This is a genomic window from Desulfonauticus sp. (assembly GCF_055126295.1).
In genome coordinates, this window is record NZ_JBSRHE010000007.1 from 1 (window position 1) to 21,135 (window position 21,135).

General features: G+C 35.1%; 17 protein-coding genes and 1 CRISPR repeat array. Of the genes, 3 read left to right on the forward strand and 14 right to left on the reverse strand.

Annotated elements, in window-relative coordinates:
* Nucleotides 1-2: 2 nt before the first annotated feature.
* Nucleotides 3-4,015: a CRISPR direct-repeat array (repeat unit 30 nt; unit sequence GTTTCAATTCCTCATAGGTAATGTAATAAC).
* Between the two features lie 130 nt (nt 4,016-4,145).
* From cas2 to cas6, 10 genes are all read right to left on the reverse strand, one after another.
* The gene (gene cas2 / locus ACTCIM_RS05820) at nt 4,146-4,412 is read right to left on the reverse strand and encodes a CRISPR-associated endonuclease Cas2 (protein ID WP_029687671.1); all 267 of its coding nucleotides are present in this window, start codon (nt 4,410-4,412) and stop codon (nt 4,146-4,148) included.
* A gap of 1 nt (nt 4,413) precedes the next feature.
* Complete coding sequence (gene cas1b / locus ACTCIM_RS05825) at nt 4,414-5,409, reverse strand: type I-B CRISPR-associated endonuclease Cas1b (RefSeq protein ID WP_472314396.1); 996 nt, start codon at nt 5,407-5,409, stop codon at nt 4,414-4,416.
* A 4-nt stretch (nt 5,410-5,413) separates the two neighbouring features.
* Nucleotides 5,414-5,917: a CRISPR-associated protein Cas4 gene (gene cas4, locus ACTCIM_RS05830; RefSeq protein ID WP_472314398.1), complete on the reverse strand. Its 504-nt coding sequence runs from the start codon at nt 5,915-5,917 to the stop codon at nt 5,414-5,416.
* Nucleotides 5,914-8,466, reverse strand: a complete 2,553-nt coding sequence (gene cas3 / locus ACTCIM_RS05835) for a CRISPR-associated helicase Cas3' (RefSeq protein WP_472314401.1) — start codon at nt 8,464-8,466, stop codon at nt 5,914-5,916. The genes cas4 and cas3 overlap by 4 nt, the downstream gene beginning before the upstream one ends.
* A complete protein-coding gene (locus ACTCIM_RS05840; RefSeq protein ID WP_472314403.1) occupies nt 8,450-9,235 on the reverse strand; it encodes a hypothetical protein in 786 nt (261 codons plus the stop codon). The genes cas3 and ACTCIM_RS05840 overlap by 17 nt, the downstream gene beginning before the upstream one ends.
* A 1-nt stretch (nt 9,236) precedes the next feature.
* Complete coding sequence (locus ACTCIM_RS05845; RefSeq protein WP_472314406.1) at nt 9,237-10,430, reverse strand: type I CRISPR-associated protein Cas7; 1,194 nt, start codon at nt 10,428-10,430, stop codon at nt 9,237-9,239.
* A complete protein-coding gene (locus ACTCIM_RS05850) occupies nt 10,420-10,788 on the reverse strand; it encodes a hypothetical protein (RefSeq protein ID WP_472314408.1) in 369 nt (122 codons plus the stop codon). Before ACTCIM_RS05850 ends, ACTCIM_RS05845 begins: the two co-directional genes overlap by 11 nt.
* Entirely contained in the window at nt 10,781-11,098 is a 318-nt protein-coding gene (locus ACTCIM_RS05855; protein ID WP_472314410.1) for a hypothetical protein, read from the reverse strand. Before ACTCIM_RS05855 ends, ACTCIM_RS05850 begins: the two co-directional genes overlap by 8 nt.
* A complete protein-coding gene (locus ACTCIM_RS05860) occupies nt 11,088-13,019 on the reverse strand; it encodes a hypothetical protein (RefSeq protein WP_472314413.1) in 1,932 nt (643 codons plus the stop codon). Before ACTCIM_RS05860 ends, ACTCIM_RS05855 begins: the two co-directional genes overlap by 11 nt.
* A gap of 129 nt (nt 13,020-13,148) precedes the next feature.
* The gene (cas6, locus tag ACTCIM_RS05865; RefSeq protein WP_472314415.1) at nt 13,149-13,910 is read right to left on the reverse strand and encodes a CRISPR-associated endoribonuclease Cas6; all 762 of its coding nucleotides are present in this window, start codon (nt 13,908-13,910) and stop codon (nt 13,149-13,151) included.
* A 221-nt stretch (nt 13,911-14,131) separates the two neighbouring features.
* Between cas6 and ACTCIM_RS05870 the strand changes: the two genes are divergently transcribed.
* Complete coding sequence (locus ACTCIM_RS05870) at nt 14,132-15,175, forward strand: hypothetical protein (RefSeq protein WP_472314417.1); 1,044 nt, start codon at nt 14,132-14,134, stop codon at nt 15,173-15,175.
* Here the strand turns inward: ACTCIM_RS05870 and ACTCIM_RS05875 are convergent.
* Genes ACTCIM_RS05875 through ACTCIM_RS05890 form a run of 4 tightly spaced genes read right to left on the reverse strand, consistent with a single transcriptional unit; the run spans nt 15,114 to nt 18,527 of the window.
* Nucleotides 15,114-15,410, reverse strand: a complete 297-nt coding sequence (locus ACTCIM_RS05875; RefSeq protein WP_472314420.1) for a ferredoxin family protein — start codon at nt 15,408-15,410, stop codon at nt 15,114-15,116. The genes ACTCIM_RS05870 and ACTCIM_RS05875 overlap by 62 nt on opposite strands.
* A gap of 1 nt (nt 15,411) precedes the next feature.
* Nucleotides 15,412-16,725 (reverse strand): FAD-dependent monooxygenase, encoded by a 1,314-nt coding sequence (locus ACTCIM_RS05880; protein ID WP_472314423.1) that lies wholly within the window; start codon nt 16,723-16,725, stop codon nt 15,412-15,414.
* Entirely contained in the window at nt 16,726-17,712 is a 987-nt protein-coding gene (locus tag ACTCIM_RS05885; protein ID WP_472314424.1) for an electron transfer flavoprotein subunit alpha/FixB family protein, read from the reverse strand.
* Nucleotides 17,709-18,527 carry an electron transfer flavoprotein subunit beta/FixA family protein gene (locus ACTCIM_RS05890; protein ID WP_029967846.1) on the reverse strand — a complete coding sequence of 273 codons (819 nt, stop codon included), beginning with the start codon at nt 18,525-18,527 and terminating at the stop codon, nt 17,709-17,711. The genes ACTCIM_RS05885 and ACTCIM_RS05890 overlap by 4 nt, the downstream gene beginning before the upstream one ends.
* Before the next feature lie 198 nt (nt 18,528-18,725).
* Between ACTCIM_RS05890 and ilvD the strand changes: the two genes are divergently transcribed.
* Together ilvD and ACTCIM_RS05900 are read left to right on the forward strand one after the other, a co-directional pair.
* Nucleotides 18,726-20,387 carry a dihydroxy-acid dehydratase gene (gene ilvD / locus ACTCIM_RS05895; protein ID WP_472314426.1) on the forward strand — a complete coding sequence of 554 codons (1,662 nt, stop codon included), beginning with the start codon at nt 18,726-18,728 and terminating at the stop codon, nt 20,385-20,387.
* A 6-nt stretch (nt 20,388-20,393) separates the two neighbouring features.
* Nucleotides 20,394-21,134 carry a class I SAM-dependent methyltransferase gene (locus ACTCIM_RS05900; RefSeq protein WP_472314428.1) on the forward strand — a complete coding sequence of 247 codons (741 nt, stop codon included), beginning with the start codon at nt 20,394-20,396 and terminating at the stop codon, nt 21,132-21,134.
* The last annotated feature ends 1 nt before the right edge of the window (nt 21,135 follow it).

The window sequence follows — 21,135 nt, forward strand, 5'->3', positions numbered from 1 at the left end:
AGGTTTCAATTCCTCATAGGTAATGTAATAACCCCTGGGGATGTCGAGGCCAGAATATAGCTCAGTCGGGTTTCAATTCCTCATAGGTAATGTAATAACGCAACTTAGACAAATTAAATACTCAATTAACGAGCATGTTTCAATTCCTCATAGGTAATGTAATAACAAGTATTAAAAAAATAACGGAAATAATAGATAGTGTGTTTCAATTCCTCATAGGTAATGTAATAACTGATTAAAAAGGTAAAGAAGTTAATGGAGGAATTGATGTTTCAATTCCTCATAGGTAATGTAATAACTGGAATGGCTAAGCGGGTTGATATTCCAATTAACACGTTTCAATTCCTCATAGGTAATGTAATAACTTTAGATTTTACAGATATAATTTTGAGTCAAAACAGGTTTCAATTCCTCATAGGTAATGTAATAACATTGTCAATTTGTTTATTTGTTCCAAGTAAGAGTCTGTTTCAATTCCTCATAGGTAATGTAATAACGCTGGTATATCCTGCAACCTCAAACAGTTTAATGCAGTTTCAATTCCTCATAGGTAATGTAATAACCTGGCATAAATCTTATAATGCAGGCTGCCAACCAAGTTTCAATTCCTCATAGGTAATGTAATAACCGATATTGTTCAGGACTTTTCCAGGAATGCAAGCGCGTTTCAATTCCTCATAGGTAATGTAATAACCTGGAAACCATAGCGGTTTTGGCCTGTTTAAGTGCAGTTTCAATTCCTCATAGGTAATGTAATAACTAGAAGTGTTTGTGACTTTAGGTCCGCAGATAGACCGTTTCAATTCCTCATAGGTAATGTAATAACCACAAACAAAAAGTACTACAAGGACGAAAAGCTGGTGTTTCAATTCCTCATAGGTAATGTAATAACAAAATACAAATTATGGAGAAAATTACAAACTTTACAGTTTCAATTCCTCATAGGTAATGTAATAACTAGTCCTTTGGAGAAGAAAAAACATATTCTAATTTTGTTTCAATTCCTCATAGGTAATGTAATAACCAGAGGTGGTTTTGGTAGCACAGGATATTAAACAAAGTTTCAATTCCTCATAGGTAATGTAATAACTATTCTTAAAAGCATAAATCCACAATATAGACCGATGTTTCAATTCCTCATAGGTAATGTAATAACAAGAAATGTTGCTTCCTCCAGCCCCTAAAGGAAGTGGTTTCAATTCCTCATAGGTAATGTAATAACTTTAAAGGCAGATGGTTTATATGCTACGGGTTATAAGTTTCAATTCCTCATAGGTAATGTAATAACGATTAAAAAGGTAAAGAAGTTAATGGAGGAATTGATGTTTCAATTCCTCATAGGTAATGTAATAACTTCTACAGTTAAAATGTGTAAATCTGGCCTTTCTTTGTTTCAATTCCTCATAGGTAATGTAATAACAGTGGCTAATCTTCTAGTTGAGTATTGTCAAAATGGGTTTCAATTCCTCATAGGTAATGTAATAACCTTTACCCAATCAGCATCTCCAAGCAACGGAATCTTTGTTTCAATTCCTCATAGGTAATGTAATAACCCTAAGAGGAACGCCTGTTATTTGGGACTGTAACAAGTTTCAATTCCTCATAGGTAATGTAATAACCCACTATTTCAAGCATTATAATCATCAATATCAGATATGTTTCAATTCCTCATAGGTAATGTAATAACGCTTTTCCTGCTGTCTCTTGTGCTCAATATGTAGTTGTTTCAATTCCTCATAGGTAATGTAATAACTCGCAAAGCACGAAGCCAGAAAACCAATACAATACAGGTTTCAATTCCTCATAGGTAATGTAATAACCAGCCAGCAGCAGGAGCTTCCTGGCCTTTTAAGGTCGTTTCAATTCCTCATAGGTAATGTAATAACCGCTAAAAAGTGCGATACCTGTGCCCTCTTTAACCTGTTTCAATTCCTCATAGGTAATGTAATAACCCCGGTCTAAAGGGGATAATATGCCTTATTCGACTCTGTTTCAATTCCTCATAGGTAATGTAATAACCTGTAAATGCGGTTTCCCAGTATTATAGAGAAAACGTGTTTCAATTCCTCATAGGTAATGTAATAACTTCCTCTTGTGTTGTATTTAGTTCAACTACTTATCTGTTTCAATTCCTCATAGGTAATGTAATAACGCTCCCTTAGAAAATAAAACTGGGACAACAAAAACTGTTTCAATTCCTCATAGGTAATGTAATAACAATTCTCTTATACCTTTTCCTAAAGAATATTTGGGTGTTTCAATTCCTCATAGGTAATGTAATAACCTTTCACCTTTGATTCCATATAAACATGGATAATATGTTTCAATTCCTCATAGGTAATGTAATAACTAAACATCTTTTGCTTTATCTGTTTTCCCCGAAACCAGTTTCAATTCCTCATAGGTAATGTAATAACTTTAATATTATTTGAAGATATTTTAAAATAACTGTGTTTCAATTCCTCATAGGTAATGTAATAACTCTATCCAAAGACAATCTTCTATCAAGGCGGCCATGTTTCAATTCCTCATAGGTAATGTAATAACGGTATGGGACGAGGGACATCCTCAAGGCTTTGACCTGTTTCAATTCCTCATAGGTAATGTAATAACCCTGTTCCAATTTTACACTTGGAAAAGATGCTGTCGGGTTTCAATTCCTCATAGGTAATGTAATAACTCACAATATAAAAGAAGAAGGATATTTCTGGAAGTTGTTTCAATTCCTCATAGGTAATGTAATAACCAAATGACACCTGAGAAAATCCTAGAAGACTTAGAAGTTTCAATTCCTCATAGGTAATGTAATAACTGCAAAAATATTCTGGTTAGTCTCTTGCAATAATAACGTTTCAATTCCTCATAGGTAATGTAATAACTTGGGATTTGTGGGAAAGTGGGGTTGATATTATCACTAGTTTCAATTCCTCATAGGTAATGTAATAACTAAATTAGATTTAAATAAATATGCCAGGGATTTTTTGTTTCAATTCCTCATAGGTAATGTAATAACTTTCTATCCAAAGACAATCATCTATCAAGGCGGCTATGTTTCAATTCCTCATAGGTAATGTAATAACGTTAAGTTAGCAGCAAAGATTAACAATACTAGAAGAAGTTTCAATTCCTCATAGGTAATGTAATAACTGGTTAAATGCCATATTGATGGAGATATTTATATCAAGTTTCAATTCCTCATAGGTAATGTAATAACAAAACTACTTGTATTAAAGAAAAGGCGATATTATAAGTTTCAATTCCTCATAGGTAATGTAATAACTAGGAATAAGTAGTTTTGGACTAGTGTTAGCTGATATGTTTCAATTCCTCATAGGTAATGTAATAACGGGTGTCATAATAAAGAATTGTGGGATTTTAAATATGGGTTTCAATTCCTCATAGGTAATGTAATAACAAGGGGGTTTAAGGTCAACGCTGCTAAAAAGTTAAAGTTTCAATTCCTCATAGGTAATGTAATAACTAGATTCATAATTAGTTTTTATAGCCTCAATATCTTTGTTTCAATTCCTCATAGGTAATGTAATAACTGCTACTTCTAAATTACTTGTAAGTGTGATTATAGATGTTTCAATTCCTCATAGGTAATGTAATAACGAATTAGGGGAAGCTCTGGAAAAAGCAAGGGAGAGAAGTTTCAATTCCTCATAGGTAATGTAATAACAAAAGAAGAGATCTTGGCTTTGCCGCAATATAACTTGTTTCAATTCCTCATAGGTAATGTAATAACGGGATTTTTTTTATAGGCTTGGTGTTGTTAAAAAACAAGTTTCAATTCCTCATAGGTAATGTAATAACACAAACCAATTATACCCAGTAACATCACTTTCTTCTTGTTTCAATTCCTCATAGGTAATGTAATAACTTAATAATAGGTTTTTCTAATAATACATTAAATTGAGTTTCAATTCCTCATAGGTAATGTAATAACAAAGTTATTATATAATTCTCCATTAAAGCTAGCTATGTTTCAATTCCTCATAGGTAATGTAATAACCAACGAAATATTTAAAAAAAATTTTTTTATTTTTCAAGAAAATCTTTTTTTTGCCTCCTTTAAGAACTAAATATTACATTTTTTCTGTCATACCAAGCACTTTTTCTCACCATCTCAACCCGACAGAATTTCACAAAAACTGCGTATCTTCCTTTTTATCATTCCCTAGCACTTCCCGATGACTATAAAGTAAACTTCTAAAAGAATAAATTATCACTGAGTCACCCTCTTCTTCTACCAAGACCTCTTTAATCTCACTTTTCAACTTTTCCAACCTAGCCCTCGTAATCTCTCCTTCAAAAACAGAATTTTGGACCCATTCCAGGTACCTTCTGCATAATTTTAGCATCCTTCCACATCTTTTTTGGTTAACATCATAATATAAAATGACAAACATTTTACCATTCCATCACAAAAGGTTTATAATCTTCATCACCAATAAGATATTTTTCCAATTTATACAGCTCAAGCCTTATAAGTCTTCTATAGCTAACTTTTTTATTTATTTTTCTATAAGTTATAGTTCTGGACAAAAATTCTTCCATTTTTTCTAAAATTTTCTTCTTTCCTTTATCTGACAATATCAATCTCCCAACACTTTTATCAAAATCCTTTTTGGATATCACTCCATGTTTTATAAGAGAAATCAAAAGCCTATCCCCAATAACTACTTTAAATATTTCAGCAATATCTAAGTTAAGAGTGAATCTTCTAAAATTAGTCGCATGTAAAAAACCAATTCTGGGATCAAGATGGGTTTGATATATCTCACTTAAGACATAAGTATACATTAAACTATTTATAAAGCTAATAAGAGCATTTAAATGATCTTTTGGTGGTCTACGAGTTCTTTTTTCAAAATAAAAATCTTTATTATTAAGTATTTTATTAAAACTATTATAATAAACACCTTTTGCTTTACCTTCAAAACTCATAAGTTCATCAATATTTACGCACTTTTCTATATTTAATAAAACATCTTCCAACATTTCGATTTCGCTGTCCAGATCGTATTCTCTCCTTCTATAATACTTAAGTATTTTTAAGCTATTTTTAATTGCACCTTCTACAAACCTTTTTGCCAAATACAAACGCATATCAAAATTATCATACGCTCTAGCTTGGTTTAAAATCATAAAGCCAGAATTATAATGCTCCCTAGGATAAAAACTTCCAGAATAGTATCCATAATAGTTAAAATAATGAAGAATTATTTCTTTTTGAGTCAAAAAATTTAAAAGTTTTGTATTAAAAGAAACTTCTCCAAATACAAAAATCTCCTTTGTATTTTCTACTGGTATAAACCTCTTTTTTCCTTCTTCTGTCTCAAAAAATATAGTATTGTCCTTTCTTTTAAGATGCCCACTTGTAAATATATAAAGAGTTTCTAGCATGCTATTAACTCCAACAAAATTCAAAATAGGAACAATTCCTGCATTTAGAAGAAAATTTTATTGCAGGTAATTTTTCTCTATTTAATAACTCATTTATTTCTTTTAGTATTCTCTTTAAATTGAATTCATTTTCTTCATTTATCTCTACGGGAAAAACCTTCTTTGATTTTGGGATATGTATCTCCCCTTTTACAATATATCCCTTATTTTTTAAACGAAAAAGATAATATAATAGCTGTATTTTAGCAGCCTCTAAAAATTTTTCACTTTTCTTAACTTCTACCAGTGTAAGAACTCCATCATCATTTCTCACAAAATCAATTTTCCCACCATCAATCAAAATTTCCTTTTTATCTCTCTTAAAACTTTCTTCTGAAATTAATCTACCTATAGCCAGGAAATCATTATATTGATCTCCTGAAATCTGACGCGACATTAACCAGGCTTGCTTTTTACAAAAAATATAGGCTTCTATAATAGAAGAAGTGATTTGTAGTTCATTTTTCATATAATCTCAAATTCTCTTCCGATTTTTTGTTCTTTAAATTTTTCTAAATCCAGTCCCTTTTCAATATCATAATATTTCCTCCAATCATTGCAATAATAAAACCCATATTGAATTTCGGATTTTAATAAAGCTCCCATTTTAATTTTTCCATTAATCCAAGAATTAAAAATGTTGATTACATAAGGAATCAATTTTCTTTGCTTGTTTTTTATTTCTATTGTTCTTTTAATTGGGTCATTCTCGCTGGATTCAAATAGGCTTACATATTCTTCCCATAATTTTTTTCCATTATCATCATAAGGAATAAAAAGAGAAATATTATCTCCTTCTATCAACCTTATTTTTCCATCAATATTCTTAAAATAAAGAGTCTTCATATCTTTGATATTCTCTGCAGAATTTTCTACAAATATATTTTTATTTTGTTTTTTTATTTCTCCTACGATGTTTGCAAAATATTCTTCTACAGAGTTTTCTGATATTTCAATATCTTCTATATTTTTACAATATTCTCTTATCTCTTTTGTAATTTTTCCTTTCTTCACTCCGCGATAAACCATTGTTGAAGTATTTAGATTATTTTCTCTCTCATCATTAAACACATACAAGTCACATATATTTTTTTTATTATTTCTGTTTATTCTTCCAGCTACCTGCATGATAGAATCAAGAGGAGCATACTCTCTAAATCCCAGGTCAAAGTCAATATCCACACCGGCTTCTACAGACTGTGTGGATACAAGAATCATCCTTGTATCGTCTTTTGATTCTTTTATAATTCTTTCTCGCTTGTCTTTTAAAATGGTAGAATTTAAAAGTAATTTCTTAAAACCATCAAACTTGTTTTTTATTTCCTCAAAAAACTCTCTGGAATCCTTTACGGTGTTAAAGACAATGAGAATTTTTTTTATGTTTTGATCTTTTTGTATAAAATTATCCATTTTTTCTATCAGATTGTCTTTTTTAAGATTCTTGATATTGACTTTTATCCTGGTTCTCTTAAAAACCTCATGATTAAATATTTGCTCCCTTAAATCATTATTAAAAAGATAAACAATATTTTTGCTCTCATTTTCCAGTAAGTCTTCTAACTGAGGCAAGGTGGCACTCATAACTATAAAATAGGTGTTAAGCCTTTTCCCAACCTCGTTTAAAAGTGTTATAACTTCTGTCCATACTTTGTCATTGTAGGCCTGAATCTCATCAATAATTACCACACTGTTGGAAAGTTGATAAAAATTGTAGTTGGGTTCTTTTGCATTTCTTAAAAACAAATCAAAGAATTTTACATGGCTTAAAAACAAAACCGGTTTATTAAAAAACAGTTGATCAATATACCTTGCATAAGCAAAACTATAATCGTCATCTTCTTTATTGTTTTGCGGTATAAACTGAGAATCCAGTCTTGCGACATTATACTGTCCCCAAAATCCGGCAATATAATCATAAGACTGATCAATGAGATTTATAAAAGGAAATACATAAAAAAGTTTTTTAATATTCTTCTTTTCTTTTATAATCCTCAGCGCAAGCCTTAATGATATATTGGTTTTTCCTCCGCCAGTAGGGATATTTAGGAAATAAACATTGCTTTGATTATTAAAATTTGATTTTAAATTTTCTTCCGCTCGTACATTGAGCCAGGAGCGGACTTTGTTTAAGGCTTCTGATTTACTATTATTTATTTCAATATGTTCAATTTCTATATTTTTCAGCTCATCATATTCTTTCTTTATGGCTGGGTTAAAGTTGTGTTTCCCATTTATTTTCTCTACTGAATGAAAAGAGTTCCAAGCATTATCAAAAAGCTTTTTATCTATAACATTAAAAGCAAATTCTTCTCCACGATGATACTCCATTGTTGCAAAATAATCCGCACTGATTAATGTGGAATGGAAGAGTTTGAGCAAAGTGTACATATCAAAATTATTTAACAAGTCTTTTGAACTCTGGGCTTCAAATGTTTTGCTGAGATTTTTACAGAAAATACCGTTAAAAAGTGCCTCGAATATTGAATCTCCTTCTGCAATCTCAATGCCCAATACACTGAGTATATGTTTTATTTGTTCTTTATCTGTTTTGTTAAATCGCATTTCCTGTAAATCAAGCACGACATTGTTTAGGCTCCCGTGATGTTTATATACCGAATATAAAAGAATAGTTAAAAGAATAAAACTTTTTTTGCTCAATTCCTGATTGTCCAATTTTAAAGCAAGCAAGTATAATAAGGTGACAAAACTCTTATCACTGTGAGTTGTATTGTTTTCTTCTCCATCAAGCTTTTTTTGAAAATCAAAAGTAAGTTTTCCCAAATCATGCCACCTGACAATTTCTCCCAATATGTCAAAAACAGAATCAACATCTTCTTTGGGTAACAAAGAAATAAGTAATGATCGGAAAAGGTTTTCTGTCTCCCATAATTGGTTGATTTTCTTCCAATATTTAAGTGTCCTTTCTGCATGCTCTACAAAAGGCTCTTTTTCTTTTTCCTTGCTGGAATGAGCGTAGTATTTACTAAAATCTGCTTTTTTATCAAAGAGAGTCAACATAACCTCCTATAAATTGCAGATTTTTATCATCTACAGAATAAAATAGGACAGGCTTCTCTCTATTTTTTTTGGGCTTTAATTTTCGGCTTGTCCAGACAGCCAGTTCTTTACGATAATAGCCGTTTTGATCAAAATCCACAGGAAGGTTTTCGTAAATCGCAAACTCCTCGCTTTTTGCACTGAAGAAATCCATATCACCCCATGAAGATTCTTTTTTTTCAACACTATCAGAGAGCACAATGGAATGAAAGATTCGGTAATCATTTCCTTTGAGAGTTGACACACTTTTGTGGTCCTGAAAATTCTCAAAATAAGCGGGAAATTCGTTTTTTCCGAAATAGGGAAGGTAAACTGCTTTACCAGCGTTAAGATTTTCCTTTAATTTCTGGCATTCCTCATCAGCTTGGTCATAAAGCACATAAACAGTGTAGCGAATATAAGGCTCTCCTACCAGAACTTGTTCTCTTACCTGCCATGCTCCTTCTTCGTCAGACGCCATCCCCGAGGCATTGTTAAGTACAGTAATTACTTTTTTTAAAGGTTTGTTGTAATGAGGCTGTATGGCTATTTTGAGATGCTTTAATTTGTTATAATATTGCGGAAATTGGCCTCCGGATTGTCCATATCCTTTATATCCTATTATTGCTCCAAAAATACCTAGTATCACGGGACGATGGATAAAATTATAACTCATAAAAATCATGTCATTGGTATCATTTTTCTTAAAAAAAGCCATGTCACCTACTAGGTCAATAGAAAAAGCTTTCATTTTACAGATCCTCTACATCTTTTCCTTCAACTCCTACAACATCTATCAACGATTTTTCCGCATAGACCTCTGCATTATTTCTTACTCCCTTGCTTTCCAAAACTTCCATCACTTGGGATAAATCTACTATGGCTTTACCATCGTTGCCTTTAGTGATTTTTACAAGGCTTTTCATGTTTGGCAAAACCTTGTCATCATCTACCTCAACCCACAAGAGCATTACATTGTCCGAACCCTGTTTTGATGTTGTATTAAGGTTTGTAGCGGCTTTCTTTAATGCTTCTTTGAGGTCGGAAATATCTTCCTCTGTGATTTTTAACATAGATTTTAAAGTCTCATTATCCTCGTAGTGGGTTGTGAGGTTTTTGGGGTTGACGGAAAAATCATATACATAATAAGACTCAAGGACTTTACTCTCTTTACCTATAGAGCCTCCCTGAGTAGAGTCATCCCCTGTGGGGTATGGACTTAAAATACCATCTACAAACACAGTGTTATTGACTAATCCATTAATACCATAGCTTATTTGAACAGGACCGGTTAAATCAGTTGGAGTTTCTCCTGTAAAAGTTATTCCAAATAGTTTTGTATCAATGCACGATGAAAATATTTTAAGATTATTCTCAAATTTATACAAAGCAAGAATTTCTTTAGCAGTATTCTTTAGCTCTTTGTTATCTTTATAATCATCTTTTACTTCTTTTAACTTATTTAACAGATATTTTCCACCCTCACTTTTAAATAAGTTATCTATTTCTTTTTCATCTTTATCCTTATTTTTAGTATATAGATCTTTTTTAAAGGACTTATCATTTATAATTTCTTCAATTTGCTTACTAAATTCATGAGGTAAAATAATGGATTTTATGTATTCCATTCTCTGATCTCTTGTCATCAACTTCCCATCTGACAACCTTGATCTCCACACAAACACAGTTTTTCCCTTCTCTACCCAATAATTACGGATTGCATACTTTAATGCCTTGTCCGTTGCATAGATGGTTGCGTCTTCATCCGGCAAACGCCTCGGGTATCCTGTAAAATCAGCGTTCCAATTGCTAAGCTCACTTTTGATAATTACAAGGCCATAGACTCTGTTTTTAAATTCAGTGTTATTACCACTACCGAACTGTGTTGCTTGTTTATTATTTTGATCGCTATTTTTTTGAGCAGCTTTGCTTTGATTAATACTCATCTTTATCTCCTTTTTCTGTGTTTTTTGAAAACAATTTATTGTCATCAAAATAGCCTGCATAAAAGCCGGCTTTTATTTTATTATCAAACAACTGGTTCTCGTTAGAGGCTACATACTCCGCTACCTTTGCAAACATGCTGTTAAATTCTCTGTTTCCCAACCATATCTTGTGCTTATAGTTTTGAAAAAGTTCCTCAAGTTTTTTAAAAAGTGTTTTCACATCGCGAATATCCCTAAAAGGTTCCAACATCCCATGTGTTTTACCCTCAGCTTCGGACTGATAAAACAAGTAATACACCAATTGACCGGCCTGATAACCAAAATCATAGTTTGGATCTTTTTCTTTATAGTCACTCATTATTTTCCTCCTTTTCACGGAAATATCCTATATAAAATCCCTTTTTGATATTTTCATTAACGAGCTTTATTTTAGTATTATGTAAATATTCGCACACCTCGTTAAACATAACAACCATTTCCTGTATATCTATTTTTTTCGACTCCAACGCACAAATCGACTTTCTTAATATATCAATCATTACCAATATATTAACAAATTGTGTGTATGTCCCAATTGATAAATTTCTATTTTCATTCTTTGCAAGACTTATTAAGCGTGCCAGCTTTCCCATAGCAATTCCAAGTTCTTTGTCGTCATTAATATTCATTGTATTCTCCCACTCTGAAATATCCGAGATAAAAAAAAGTTTTTAAACTATCGGTAACTTCGTTGTTTAAAAACTTTCCAAACATTTTGAAAAGTTCTGCCAGTTCTTTTTTTAGAGAAATATTTTCAAAAGACAACTCGTTTTTTACTCTATGAAAAAGGTTTATAAACATCTCCATGTATTGACTTATACGAGAATAATAAAAATATGGTTCTACATCAGAGGGATTTATTTTGTTTTCATCTCTTTTGTTTTTTTTGTACAAAAAACGCACCTGACTACCCAGTTTATACATTAATGCTTCTTCTGAGAAACAAGGGGCTTTTCTAATTTTACCTAATTTTCGGTTAAAATCTCCGTAAAATTCTTCATCGAGCCTGAGAAAAGCATTACATAATTTTTTATATACATTTTCTTCAATCTCCACTCGATAAGCACCTCTCAACATGTTATGTAACACTCTGAGATAGATATCTTGAAAATCTTTTTTGTGTAATGTACTATATTTTGCACGATAAACAAATTCAAATATCCTAGTCCTATATTCGCATAATAATCCATCAAGAATCTTGTCACCTGTATCAACTTTCTCTGAAAAATAATTCTGAGTCAGCAAATTGTTTTCTATATTCACCTTCTTTTTATCATTTCCATCAATAGTATATCCAATAATTAGATGTGAACTAAGTAAATTTTCTATTTCAAACACACTCATATTTCTATACTTATATCGATACCCAGTAACATAATCTACATCTATAAATCTTGATTTGCCGTTATACATCACCAGATAAAAATCATAAATTGCATCGTTATATTTTTCGTAAACCTTCTTCATAATATCTCTAAAGGAAATCTTTTGTAGCTCTCCATTTTCTTCTTTAAAAAGAGCAATATTTTCTCTATTAAGATCATTATCTACTTTTCCATCAAGGGTAATAAATAATGGAAAGAAATTAACTCTAAGAGCGCCAAGAAAGTACACTTGGAAATAATGTAATTTCAAAGCACACTCTCTACAAACACCAGTATTAAATCTTGATTTTTTGTCTATATGTAAAATAAAGGGCTTTTTATCATTCAAATTATGGAATGTATCAGGCAAAGAAAGTTCTTGCTTGTCTGCTTTACATATTGGACATTGGCCATTATAAATATAACTAGAGTCTTCTTTTTTAAATATTTTTTTATTCAAATATTCTTTGTACCATATACTATAATTATTTTTGTTTTTGATTAAAAAAATAAAGTTTATGGATTTAAGTTTTTTTTCTATTTTTTTAATTTTATTCTTTTCCCTATATTCTATTGACAAAAAATTATTTATCAAATCAAAAGCAGTATCAACAAATTCGTCTGTCAATTTTAATAAACCTGACCATTTTTTTATTTCGTCATCACTTATATTTTCAGGAAGTGCATTTTTTATATTTTCTTCATTATTATAAGTATTTTTTAACTTTGAGAACTTATCTTTTGCCTTAAGAACTTCTTTTTTAAAACTAAACATTAATAAATTGTACGAATTGGTACCACTGTTACCACCGATGCTTTTATTGCCCCTAGAGTCTCCTCCCAGTTTCTTGGTCAAGTTATTAAAATCATAAATAATTTCTTTTAAATCGTCGTCTATCTCGCTAATTATTTTTATTGGAATATCTTGTGGAATTGAAATCACTTCCAATAATTCTTTTGAACTCTCATCTAATTGCCAAAATTCTTTCTTTTTCCCCTTATCATCTTTATCTTGTTCTTTACTGTATATAACAAAATACATTTTATTAGCTTCTATCTGTTTTTTCTCTTCATTAATCGGAATAATTAAAAAAGGATTATCCATAGTCTTTAATCTTCTTTTCCCCTCATCAATAATACCATTTTCTTCCAATAAATCCGTAAATTGTACAATTTCCTTAAGCATTTTACCTCCAACCTGAATGAAAAAAACAAGTTAATACATACTGGTAGTAAAAACCCTTTCTAAACTCTTTAGAACCAGCATTATTAATTCAAGTCAAAAGAAATATCAGTTCTGTAAAACTTGTAACATTTAGTATATATACAACTCATTAACATTTTTTCTACCCTCATCTACCTCCCCCCAGATCCCAAACCCCATGGAATTACGCTCTCCAAGTCCCACATCATAGGCAAATTTCAAAAATTCTGGTTCACCTGAAAGTTCAAATATTCCCTGCCAGCCTTCGATTACTGCCCCCTTTTCTCTGGTTCCGTACCAGGTGGCAGTCCTTTTGATTTGAATTGGCTCAATTTTTAATTCATAGGGACAATCTTCCTCTTTATAGGCAACCCATTTTTTTTGCAGATTCCTGTTAATTGCCTGAGAAAATTTCTCTCCTGGTTCGCAAAGTTTATACTTTCCATCATCTCCAGTAGAGCGCATGGCTATGGGGTTCATGGATTTGATTTTAATTGGGGAGGAAAATTTTTTGGCAGGTAAAATAGCAATAGAATTCAAAAAAACCCTATTGTTACCCAAAAAAAGCTCTTCTCCGGTCACAAAATTCCTGGCTACCTGCTCTAAAATCCAATCTACAGGAGAAGAAAGATAAAAACTTACCTTTGCAGGAAAAGAAAAAACATTGAGTTTCTTATCCAGTCTCCCCTTTTCCAGGATAGAAGAAAAGGTAAAAAGCTTAAATTTCCTTTTCTCATACTGAAATCCTTTATTATGTAACCAAGAAGCATAAGGAGCGTCTAAAAGATTATAAATAAGCCCCTGCAAAGTTCTTAAAAATCCTTTTTTAAGCTTAATAGAGCTATTAGAAACCAATTCTACCTTAAGTCGCATATTATAAATCCTCTTTATACCTTATAAATTTAAAAAACATTCTTTTTTATAACATAAAAAAATAAAAAATGTCAATATATAAAAAAATCACAGAAATATACAATCTTTTTCTTAAAACTTATAAATAGTAAAAAAATATTACTTTTTACTTTCAGGATATTACCCCTTGCCAAGGAAAAACAAGAATCATAAAATATAGATACACCAAAAGGAAAACTCCTATGAGCAATTGCTTACTAAAGCCTTCTCTAGCTATTTTACTTAACTCTCTGGATCATCTACTGGCAGCCTCTTTGGCTGGGAGCAAGGCGGTAATCATTGACACCAACAATATCTCCTTACAGGAAACAAATGGTCTGATTTTAAGTGCTAAAAAACTAGGGCTGGAATATTTTATATTTGGAGAAAAGGTAGAATGTTCTTCTGAAAAAGAAAAAATAATATTTGAAGAAAAGAGGATAAAAGACAACTCTTTTCTACCTCAAAATATTTTTTTATCTTCTCTAGATAACTTAAGTCTTTTAAACGAAGACTATATACAAAAAATATTTTTACCTGCTTATTTAAATTTAGACCGGTTAAAAGAAATCTGTACAAGATTTCCCCAAAAAGAATTTGCTTATCTAGTACATGGAAGACTATGTGCTTTTTTCTCTACCTTAAATTCTAAATTTCCTTGTGGACAAGACAATCCTAAGTGCGCAGATTTTGGCCTAAGATTTTTAATCAAAAAATTAGCTAAAATACCCAACTTAACTTGGGGCCTAATCAATAGCTTAGGTCAATCTTTTACTTCCACTTACTACTTATATAAAGCCTATGAAAGTTTTTTAACTACCAAAGAAAAAATGGGATTAAAAATATTAGATAAGGCCAGGATAAGGCCAAGCACTTCTTTTTTCTTTTTACCTCAGGCCAGTAAAAAGCTTTTTTTACCCTTAGAAGAACGCTTGTATTTTTTAGGAGTGTTACGCGGAAAAAAATATAAATTTTTACGACCCAGAAAAGAACTTTACTCTGGAGAAAAAGTGCTAATTATAACTCCTGAGCAAAAAGAACTCTTTTTTACTGTGCCCAAGTACATTCCAGCCAAGGGACAATTAAACCTGTCTCTTCAAGGAGTTCCTTCCCACAGCAAGGTCTATCTTTGGGAAGAAGAGGACGCTGAACTCAAAAAGGCCCTTTTAAAACTCAAACAAAAACTTAACCAAACTTATAAGCCAGGCCAAAGCCACCTCGAGGATATCTCCAGGCGATATTTTTAAAGGGGCAAGCTACCCGGCACGAGCCACACTCCAGACAGGACTGATAACTTATCTGAATCTGCCCCTGTTTATCCAAAGAATAAACTCCTGCAGGACAAAAATCCAGACAGGGATGGTTATGACACTCCTGGCAAAGTTCAGGCTCTTTTATCTTTAGATGAGAGTTTTCCTCGTCCACATAAAACTTCACACTAAAAATCTTTTCTTCTATATCTACCCAAGGTAATTTTTTCATTTTACCCCCTTAAAGCCCAAAAAAGCTTGCTTAAATCCTTTACTACGCCCAGAACTCCTCTATTTTTCTTAATTACATCTTTTATTTCCCTAAAAACCTCTTCCTTTTCTTTGTGGTCAGCATGGAAGTAAATACTTGCCATCTGGTTTAAAAGATAGGGATAGTGAAAAAGGTGCTCTTGAGTTAAAAGCAGTTTTTTTAGTTTTCTTATCTTGCGTAAATCCTTTAAAATAAAACTTTCTTCCAATTTTTCCCTATAAAGTGCCAGAAATTCCTCTGAATAATTGTCTTTTTCCCTGGCCAAAGCGCCCACTTCTCCAGCCAATAAGCCAGAGTAAATGGCCAGGTTGGTGCCTTCTCTAGAAAAGGGGTTAACCAGGCCAGCACTATCTCCCACCAAAAGTACTCCAGGCCCATAGACCTGGGGCATGTTATCCACACTCCATTCAGGGATTAAGTGTGCTCCATACTCTAGGGTTGTTTCTCCTTGTAAGTATTTTTTTAATCTGGGATGATTCTTTAAATTGGCCAGTAATTCATAGGGTTTTAAATTTTGGGTTTGCAATACCTTTAAAAATACTCCCACCCCCAGAGAAAGGGTCTTGGAGTTGGTATATAAAAAACCATTTCCAGGTAAACCACAGGTGGCTTCACCCAAAATCTCCACAGCCAGACCATCTTCTGCAGAAAGCAAGCCAAAACGGCTTTCCAGACTTCCCTTGGGCAAAGAAAGGACTTCCTTTACAGCCAAAACCACATCTTCTGGCTCAAAATCCCTGGCCAACCCCAGTTTCTGGGCCAGAAGGTTGTTTACACCTTCAGCAATAATCACCAGAGGTGCAAACACCTTTTCTGGTTGGGAGGAGTTTTCCTCTGGTCGATCCGTAACTACGCCCTGAACCTGTCCCTTTTTGTTGTGCAAGAAGTCCACAACAGTAGTCTTGGCAATAACCAGAACGCCCTCTTCTTCTGCCTTTGCAGCCAGCCAGGGGTCAAATTTGGCTCTAAAGGCAGTAAAGCCTCTGGGAGCCTGGGCACTGCCATAGGTAATCTTGATAATATCTTCTTCAGCTAACAGCCAGAATCCTTCTTCTGTTACCCACCTTTCCTTAGGAATATCTTTTAGTTCCAGGTCTGGAAAAAGATTGAGCAGGCTTTTGGTATAAGCGACTCCGCCAAAAAGATTCTTGGCCCCACAAAACCTGCCTCGCTCCAGCAAAATCACCCTCATCTTTTTTCTGGCCAGAGTAATAGCTGCAGCAATTCCTCCAGGCCCTCCGCCTATGACAATGGCATCATATTTAAGAGTGCTCATTTAAGACTCCTTGAGTTCTTTTATCCTTTTCAAAAGGGAAGGCAATATCTGGTACAGGTCCCCAACCAAGCCCAAATCCGCAATACTAAAAATTTGTGCCAAGGGGTCCTGGTTGACGGCAATGATGTAATCTGACTCCTGCATTCCCACTCGATGCTGGACTGCTCCAGAAATCCCAAATCCTAAATAAACCTTGGGCCTTACTGTTTTCCCGGTCTGGCCTATTTGATGCTCATAACCAATAAATCCTGCATCCACTGCTGCCCTAGAAGCTCCAACTTCTCCGCCCAAAAGCTTGGCCAGTTCAAAAAGTAATTCAAAATCCTTTTTCTCAGCTATACCCTTTCCACCAGCTACAATTACTTCTGCGTATTCCAGATTCACCCCTTTTTCTTTGGGTATAAATTCCAGTCGCTTTACGGGTATATCTTCTTCTTTTAACTCAATGTTTTCTTGAATCACTTCTCCCTGCGGGGTAGCTACCTTTTGAGGCAAGGGGAACACTCTGGGCCGTACTGTAGACATCTGGGGTTTGTGTTCAGGCCAGGAAATAGTGGCCATAATATTGCCCCCAAAAGCTGGCCTGGTGGCCAGAAGGTGTCCCTTTTCATCCAGGGCCAGCTCTGTAGCATCAGCAGTAAGACCTGTTTCCAAAGAGGTAGCTACAGCACTGCCCAAATCCCTACCCAGGGTAGTGGCGCCCAGTAAAATAATGTCAGGAGTATATTTTTTAGCCAGTTGCACAATGGCTTCTCTAAAGGGTAAATTGCGGTAATAGGCAAAAACAGGGGCATCGAGCACATACACCCTGGTTGCTCCGTATTCTAAAGCCTCCTGAGCCACAGAATCTATTTTATACCCCACTACTACTGCTCCCAATTCGTCTTCTGGATCAGCCAGTTCCCTGGCTTTACCCAAAAGCTCCCAGGAAACAGGATGGGCTTTACCTTCCTTACTCTCTACAATTACCCAGATTTTCTTGCTCATAATATTCCCAACTCCCTTAGCTTTTCCACAATTAAATCCACGGCCTTTTCTACTCCAATTTCTTCCACCTTGTATTTTTCTCCGCTTTGCCTGAGCTCTGGAGTAAAGACCTTGTGCACTCTGGTGGGAGAACCCTTTAGGCCCAGTTTACCGGGTTCATAGGCTACAGGCTCACTGGCACTAAACACCAAAGGTTCATGGGTTTTGGCCCGAATCAAATTTACCAGAGGGGCAAAGCTTTCTCTGGCTATTTCCTTTTCACAGGTGAGAACCAGGGGAAACCTGGCTTCCACTACTTCTATGCCTTCTTCCAGCTTTCTCTCCAAAACACAGGTCTTACTCTCCAGGGAAACAGAGCGAATCTGCTGAACATAGGTAACCAGGGGCAAATGCAAACGCGTAGCCACACCTGGCCCTACTTGCGCAGTATCTCCATCAATGGCCTGTTTGCCAAAAAACAAAAAGTCAAAGGGTGTTTCCCTGGCTAAATATTCAATGGCCCTGGCCAGAGTATAGCTGGTAGCCAGGGTATCTGCGCCAGCAAACTTGCGGTCAGAAAGGAGGACTGTTCTATCAGCACCCTGCTCCACAGCTTCCTGCAATAAAGTTTTAGCTCCCGGAGGACCCATACTCACAACTGTAACTCTTCCTCCATATTCCTTTTTTAAGGCAATGGCCGCTTCTAAAGCGTGCAGGTCATAAGGATTGATAATAGAAGGAACCCCTTCCCGAATAAGCGTACCTGTTTCTGGATTGATGCGAATATTGGTGGTATCTGGTACCATTTTTATACAAACTAGACATTCTAATCCCATTTTTCCCTCCAAAACAAAGAAAACCCTTTCCTAGAGAAAATCTTTTTCCAGGTAAACCCCTTTTGTCTTACCCTTCTCTCACCATTCTACTAGGAATTCCTTGAGTTAAGTCAAATTTCCCCTATCCTTTTAAAGGTTGTAAGTTTGTCTAAAAATCATTACCTTAGAGGAGAAAAAATAAAAAAGGGGATGCGTACAATGAGAAGTAAAAAAATCACTCAAGGCCTGGAAAAGGCGCCTCATCGTTCTTTGTTGCACGCTCTTGGTCTGACCAAAGAAGAGCTAAAAAAACCACTAATTGGCGTAGTCAATGCAGCCAATGAAATAATTCCTGGCCATATTCACCTGGACAAAATTGCCCAGGCAGTAAAAACCGGGATTCAAATGGCTGGAGGAGTAGCCATAGAGTTTCCAGTAATTGGCGTATGTGATGGCATTGCCATGAACCACGAAGGTATGCATTATAGCTTGCCCAGCAGAGAACTCATTGCTGATTCCATAGAAATAATGGCCACTGCCCATCCCTTTGACGGCCTGGTATTTATTCCCAATTGCGACAAAATCATCCCGGGAATGCTTATGGCCATGCTTCGTCTAAACCTGCCCAGCCTGATTATTAGCGGTGGCCCCATGCTTGCTGGCAAGTTTAAAGGGAAAACCGTGGATTTAATTTCTGTATTTGAGAGCGTGGGTAAGGTAAAAGCAGGAGAAATGAGCGAAGAAGAGCTAAGCTTGCTCGAAGAAAAGGCCTGTCCTGGCTGCGGTTCTTGCTCTGGCATGTTTACTGCCAATTCCATGAATTGCCTGAGTGAAGCCATTGGCCTGGCCCTGCCTGGTAATGGTACTATTCCAGCTGTAAGTAGTGAACGTATTCACCTGGCCAAAAGGGCAGGATTTACTGTTCTAGAACTGGTAAAAAAAGATTTAAGGCCCAAAGATATTTTACAAAAAGAAAACATTTACAACGGTATTGCAGTGGATATGGCCCTTGGTTGCTCCACCAATACGGTACTTCACCTGCCAGCTATTTTTAAGGAAGCAGGACTGGACATTGATTTAAGCATTTTTGATGAAGTAAGCAAAAAAACTCCCAATCTCTGCCGCTTATCCCCTGCAGGCAAACACCACCTAGAAGACTTACACCTGGCAGGTGGGGTTTATGCGGTATTAAAAGAACTGGCCCAAAAAGACCTGGTCCATCTAGAAGCCAATACTGTCCTGGATATTCCCTTAAAAGAACTCTTAAAGCATGTTCAAAACTCCAATCCAGAGGTAATCAGGCCCATAGACAACCCTTACTCACCAGAAGGAGGCATTGCCATTCTCTACGGCAACCTGGCTCCAGAGGGCGCAGTGGTCAAACAATCTGCTGTGGCCAAGGAAATGATGCAGCGCAAGGGCAAAGCCAGAGTGTTTAATAGCGAAGAAGAAGCCACTCAGGCTATTTTAAATAGAAGTATCCACAAAGGGGATGTGGTGGTCATCAGGTACGAAGGCCCTAAAGGCGGACCTGGCATGCGGGAAATGTTAACTCCCACTTCAGCCATTGCTGGACTGGGCCTGGATAAAGACGTGGCCTTACTTACAGATGGTAGATTTAGTGGAGGAACCAGGGGAGCAGCCATTGGGCATATCTCGCCAGAAGCCTATGAAGGTGGTCCCATTGGTTTGGTAGAAGAAGGGGATGAAATCTTAATTGACATTCCCAAGCGCAAATTAGAACTCCTGGTTTCTGCAGAAGAATTGCAAAGAAGAAAACAAAACTTTAAACCTCTGGACAAACCCATAACTTCTCCTTTCTTGCGAAGATACAGAAAACTGGCCAGTTCAGCCAGCCAGGGGGCTGTATTTAGAGATTAGATAGGTATGTGGAGTAAAAAAAGAGTAAACAACTATCTTGCCTGGATAGAAAGCCCAGAAGGGCGTTTTGCCTTAAGGCAGGAAAAAAAACTCTTAAATTACCTCATTTCTCCCTGGCCCAGACGCAAACAAACCCTGGTGGATTTGGGCTGCGGGCCAGGGACCTTTTTAAACTTTTTCTGGAAAGCAGGTTTTGAAGTCCATGGAGTGGATAAATCCCAGAACATGTTAAAGCAGGCCAGAGAACGTACCAGAAACAAAATACCTTTAACCCTGGCTGATTTAGAGCACCTGCCCTTTGAAGATAATGAATTTGACTTTGGGGCCCTAATTTTGGTTTTAGAATTTACTCAAAATCCAGAAAAGGTATTGCAGGAGGCCTGTCGAATAGTAAAAAAGGGGCTTATCTTAGCCTCTTTAAACAAGTATTCCCTTTATTACTTACAAAAAGGTTTTCCCTGGCCCAGAAGCCCTAAAAATGCCTTGCGCCAGGCCAGATGGTATAGTTGGCTGGAAATAAAAAAAATGTGTAAACACAATTTGCCAGTAGCTGAACTTACTGCTAAATCCACTTTACCCGGGACTACCTGTCTCTGGAAAAATCGGAAATACCTAAGGCCGCTGCACTATACTTTTTTACCACCCTGGTTGGGAAGTTTTATTGGCCTGCGTATAGATTTTTTCAAGATGAGTGCTGGTTGCCATCCCCTTCTGGTGACAGAAAAAAGCCCCTGCCCACCCTGTTAAA